Raw genomic sequence first — 552 nt, 5'->3', positions numbered from 1 at the left:
ACCTGCTCCACCAGTTCCTCGCCGCCGACAGCAACCAGCGCACCGACGAGTACGGTGGTCCGCTCGCGCAGCGCGCCCGGCTCACCCTCGAGGTGCTCGACGCGGTGGTGGGTGCCTGGGACGCCGACCACGTCGGCATCCGGATCTCACCGATCGGGGCGTTCAACGGGCTGGAGGACCCCGAGGGTGCCGCCGCCGGGCTGCACCTCGCGGCGGCCTTCGCCGAGCGGGACATCGCGTTCCTCCACCTCTCCGAGCCGGACTGGGCCGGTGGCCCGCAGCTGGACGACTCCTACCGGGACGCCTTGCGCACGGCGTACCCAGGTGTGATCATCGGGGCCGGCAACTACGACGTGGTGAAGGCCGATCGGCTGCTCGCCGCCGGGCTGATCGACGCGGCCGCCTTCGGCCGGCCCTTCATCGCCAACCCCGACCTGCCCGCCCGGTTGGCGGCGGGAGCGGCGCTCAACGAGCCCGACCTCACCTCGTTCTACGGTGGCGGGGCGACGGGCTACACCGACTATCCGGCCCTCGCGTCCGTCCGCTGACCGA

General features: G+C 72.8%; 1 pseudogene. It reads left to right on the top strand.

Annotated features, from left to right (window positions below):
• Positions 1-548: pseudogene (locus ACK41V_RS23835) on the top strand (alkene reductase); the annotation flags it as partial.
• Positions 549-552: the final 4 nt, after the last annotated feature.

It is taken from the genome of Acidovorax sp., assembly GCF_046291265.1.
GTDB lineage: Bacteria > Pseudomonadota > Gammaproteobacteria > Burkholderiales > Burkholderiaceae_C > Acidovorax.
This window is presented reverse-complemented; position numbering and strand designations above follow the sequence as displayed.